Raw genomic sequence first — 3,725 nt, 5'->3', positions numbered from 1 at the left:
AGGTAAAGGTTCTCTTTCAAAGACGTCTAACCCGGCACCAAATATATGCCCTCTTTGAACAGCTTTCGCCAAAGCCTCTTCATCGATTAATCCGCCACGAGACACATTGATCACTATCGCCCCTTGTGGCATCCGCGCGATCATTTCTGCGTTTAAAACATGGTGGGTTTCTGGGGTGTAAGGTAAATGGAATGAGACAATATCCGAGGTTTCAACTAGCTGCTCAAATGTCACCATGTCTACGATTACGTCAACTTGATTAACATAAGGGTCATAAGCCTGAATTTTGCACCCAAAGGCTTCTAATCGTGTTGAAAGAGACCGGGCGATTCTGCCAAAGCCTACAAGCCCGACCTGGCAGTCTCGTAGTGATTTGAGTTCTCCAACAATTTGTTTTATTGACCAGTGTTGGTTTCTGATGCCTTTGTCATACAACGCCAGTTTTCGGGCTAACGCTAGTATCATCGCCATGGCATGATCAGCCACTTCGTCTACTCCGTAATCTGGTACGTTGCAGACATGAATACCAAGTTGGTTAGCCGCAACCAGATCTACGTTATCGACACCGACACCATAACGAATCACAGTCGCACCGGGCTCCATCACTTTCATAACTTTCGGTGTTATCGGAGCAAAGTTGTTGAACACAACCGAAGCCCCCTTCACAACTTTTAGAGTCTCTTCTTCCGTTGCGCATTGATGATCGCTAAATTGCGCGCCGACACGGGAAGCCATGCGTTGCTCATTTTCTACCGAACCAAAAGCCTGATCGGTGACTACGACTTTTATCTTTTCGACCATACTCATCACAAAAGACCCCTTTGCGCCAGATTGGTCATCAAAGCACGTGTTCCAAAACGCCAGGGAGCGGCACGGTCGGAACTCACAACGGTATTTTTGAGTTCACCAAGAAATTGACTGCTTATAGTGACAACGTCACCCTGCTCATGGGTAAAACCACCACCTTCTGAATACCGGTCCTGTGTTGGGGCAAACATAGTACCTAAAAACAGCATCAATCCATCCGGGTATTGGTGGTTACTGTTTATTGTCTGGCGCACCAGATTGTCAGGTGAACGGCTGATTTCACTCATATTGGAGTGTCCGTTGAGTTGAAAACCCTGAGTTCCAACTATAGTCAGTGCTATTTCCTCATTTGCCACATCAGACAAAGAAAAAGATTCATCAAATAAACGAATAAAAGGTCCAATCGCGCAGGATGCATTGTTGTCTTTGGCTTTACCCAGCAGGAGCGCAGAACGCCCCTCAACATCACGCAAATTCACATCATTGCCTAGTGTCGCCCCTCGGATCACACCCTTTTCGTTTACCGCGAGAACCACTTCAGGCTCAGGATTGTTCCAGTTAGAGATTGGGTTGATGCCTATCTCAGCTCCATACCCGACAGCCGACATAGGCTGCGACTTGGTGAACACTTCGGCATCTGGTCCTATGCCAACTTCAAGGTATTGAGACCACAGCCCCTCTTTTATGAGTGTTTCTTTTACCTTATTGGCGAGTTCTGAACCGGCTTCAAGATTGGATAAGTTAGACCCTATTGCTTCTGCAATCCGTTCTCGAATCACATTTGCCCGTTCAGAATCCCCCTGTGTTTGCTCATCGATTACACGCTCGACCATGCTTTTAGCAAAGGTCACACCGCATGCTTTAATTGCCTGAAGATCACAAGGAGCGAGCAGACAGTTGTTAGACGTATCAGGGCACATAGCTTCTGGCGAATGAACAAAGGATTCAATGCCTCCTAAATCCTCACCATTTAGGTCATCGTAAAGAGCCGATAGATCAGCGTTCAGTGCATCCGTTATCGTTGGGAAGTGATGTGTAATGTCTAGTAATCTGTCTTCCTTGACTATGACAATTGATGGTCCAGAGTGTTTGGAACGCCACACTCTTCCCAATAGTTTTGCGCTTTTCCTGTCCTTAGGTAACATACCGACTCTCCTTATAAAGTAGTTTAACTACATTCATAATGACAAATCGATCAAAAAGCAACCAGTAATATTTATTTTTACTAGATGCGCTCTTAATTATTTATTATCAATTAGTTAAATTAATTTACCATTCTCCATCTTGCCTTTACGGGTAATTCATTACCACATCTCTCACATTTGAAACACCCATTAAAGTAGTTTTACTATATATTGAGTAACAAATCGGTACCGTATTTGACAGAAATGCCGTCAAAAACCACCAAGGATAAGGTGACATTCATGATCGATGAGTTATCAGAAACCACTTACATTAATGGTCACTGGATACGTCCAGCAGGTAAGTTGACCCCTGTCGTTAACCCTGCCACTGGGCAAGTAATTGGCTCAATTTGCACATCTACGCCCAAAGAAGTGGACGGTGCAGTTGAGGCAGCCGAAAGTGCATTTCAACATTGGTTTCAACTCTCTGCTAAAGAACGAGCGAATTTTCTTCACCAACTTGGCGAAGCAATAGAAGCGGACGCAAAGTGTATCGCACAGGTTATGACAACCGAGCAGGGCAAGCCGTTAAATGAAGCAAAAGGCGAAATCCTTAAGCTTGCCGAGACCTGCCATTTTTACGCGGAAGAAGCGGTACGAATTCATGGGGAGTCCTTTCCGAATGACAGCAATGATTTTGAAAGCCTTGTCATTCGCGAACCCATTGGGGTGGTTGCTGCAATTACTCCCTGGAACTATCCCGCAGAATTAGTGGGTTGGAAATTATGTGCTGCTCTGGCGGCCGGATGCACCATCGTCATTAAACCCGCTGAGCTCACGCCATTTACCGCATTAGCCATAGCTAAGAAGGTGGAACAAGTCGGCATTCCGCCTGGAGTAGTGAATTTTGTAACAGGCTCTGGCAGTGCCGTTGGTCAGGAGTTGGTTGAACATCCCACAGTAAAGAAGGTGGCATTTACTGGATCCAGTGAAGTCGGTTTGAAGATTCAGCAATCGTGTAGAAACATCAAAAGACTTTCTCTGGAACTCGGTGGGAACTGCCCAATGGTCGTGACTGGTTCCGCCGACTTGGACGAAGCTGTCAAAGGCGCGTCAAGACGCTCGTTTCGAAACAACGGTCAAATTTGTGTAGCGATTAATCGTATCTATGTTGACCGCAGCCTGTACTCAAAATTTGTAGAAAAGCTGGCTGAAAGTGCAAGCTATCTCACTGTGGCAAACGGGCTGGATTCGCCAGACGCAGACATGGGCGCTCTTGCTTCTGAAGACGTGTTGAAAAAGACACAGGAGCATATTGCTGACGCGTTAGATAAAGGTGCAAATCTTTTAGAAGGCGGGCTACCTCCGATAGGTCAGGAATTTAAGCAAGGGCTCTTCTTTCGCCCTACTGTGCTGGTTGACTGTACGCAGAATATGAAAGTAATGAGCGAAGAGACGTTTGGACCAGTGGTAGGTGTCGCACCTTATGATTCTTTGGAACACGCCATAGAGCTTTGCAACGATACCCCTTACGGTCTCGCCGCCTATGTGTATTCCAAGCACATGGATGAAACCAAATTCCTGACCTCCCGGCTCGATTACGGAAATGTTGCCGTTAACAACGTAGATGCTGGCATTATCAACGCACCCTACGGTGGGAGAAAGCAGAGCGGTGTGGGATATGAACATGGTCGGGAAGGTATGCTGGAATACCTGCAGTTCAAACACATCAGAACGCGCTTTGAACAACCGGGGAGATCAAAATAATGAGCCCTGGATTTCTGGGAATAGACA

The 3,725-nt window shown here is 46.2% G+C and carries 3 protein-coding genes; 1 reads left to right on the top strand and 2 read right to left on the bottom strand.

Features of this window, described 5'->3' with window-relative positions; translation table 11 throughout:
* Window positions 1–807 (bottom strand): C-terminal binding protein (locus RH89_RS13470; protein WP_004402754.1); only part of this gene is annotated, 807 nt, incomplete at its 3' end.
* On the bottom strand, window positions 807–1,952 hold the full coding sequence (locus tag RH89_RS13465; RefSeq protein WP_004402752.1) for a fumarylacetoacetate hydrolase family protein: 1,146 nt from the start codon (window positions 1,950–1,952) through the stop codon (window positions 807–809). The genes RH89_RS13465 and RH89_RS13470, both read right to left, overlap by 1 nt.
* Before the next feature lie 279 nt (window positions 1,953–2,231).
* Between RH89_RS13465 and RH89_RS13460 the strand changes: the two genes are divergently transcribed.
* The gene (locus tag RH89_RS13460; RefSeq protein WP_004402750.1) at window positions 2,232–3,698 is read left to right on the top strand and encodes an aldehyde dehydrogenase family protein; all 1,467 of its coding nucleotides are present in this window, start codon (window positions 2,232–2,234) and stop codon (window positions 3,696–3,698) included.
* Window positions 3,699–3,725 lie beyond the last annotated feature (27 nt).

Source organism: Vibrio nigripulchritudo ATCC 27043, assembly GCF_000222685.1.
Lineage (GTDB): Bacteria > Pseudomonadota > Gammaproteobacteria > Enterobacterales > Vibrionaceae > Vibrio > Vibrio nigripulchritudo.
Note: the sequence above shows the minus strand (reverse complement) of the source record. Positions and strands in the feature narration are given on the sequence as shown.

What these genes read in the sequence shown, in the direction of transcription:
- RH89_RS13460 (WP_004402750.1), top strand. Translation starts at nt 2,232, where the DNA reads ATGATCGATGAGTTATCAGAAACCACTTACATTAATGGTCACTGGATA.
- RH89_RS13465 (WP_004402752.1), bottom strand. Translation starts at nt 1,952, where the DNA reads ATGTTACCTAAGGACAGGAAAAGCGCAAAACTATTGGGAAGAGTGTGG.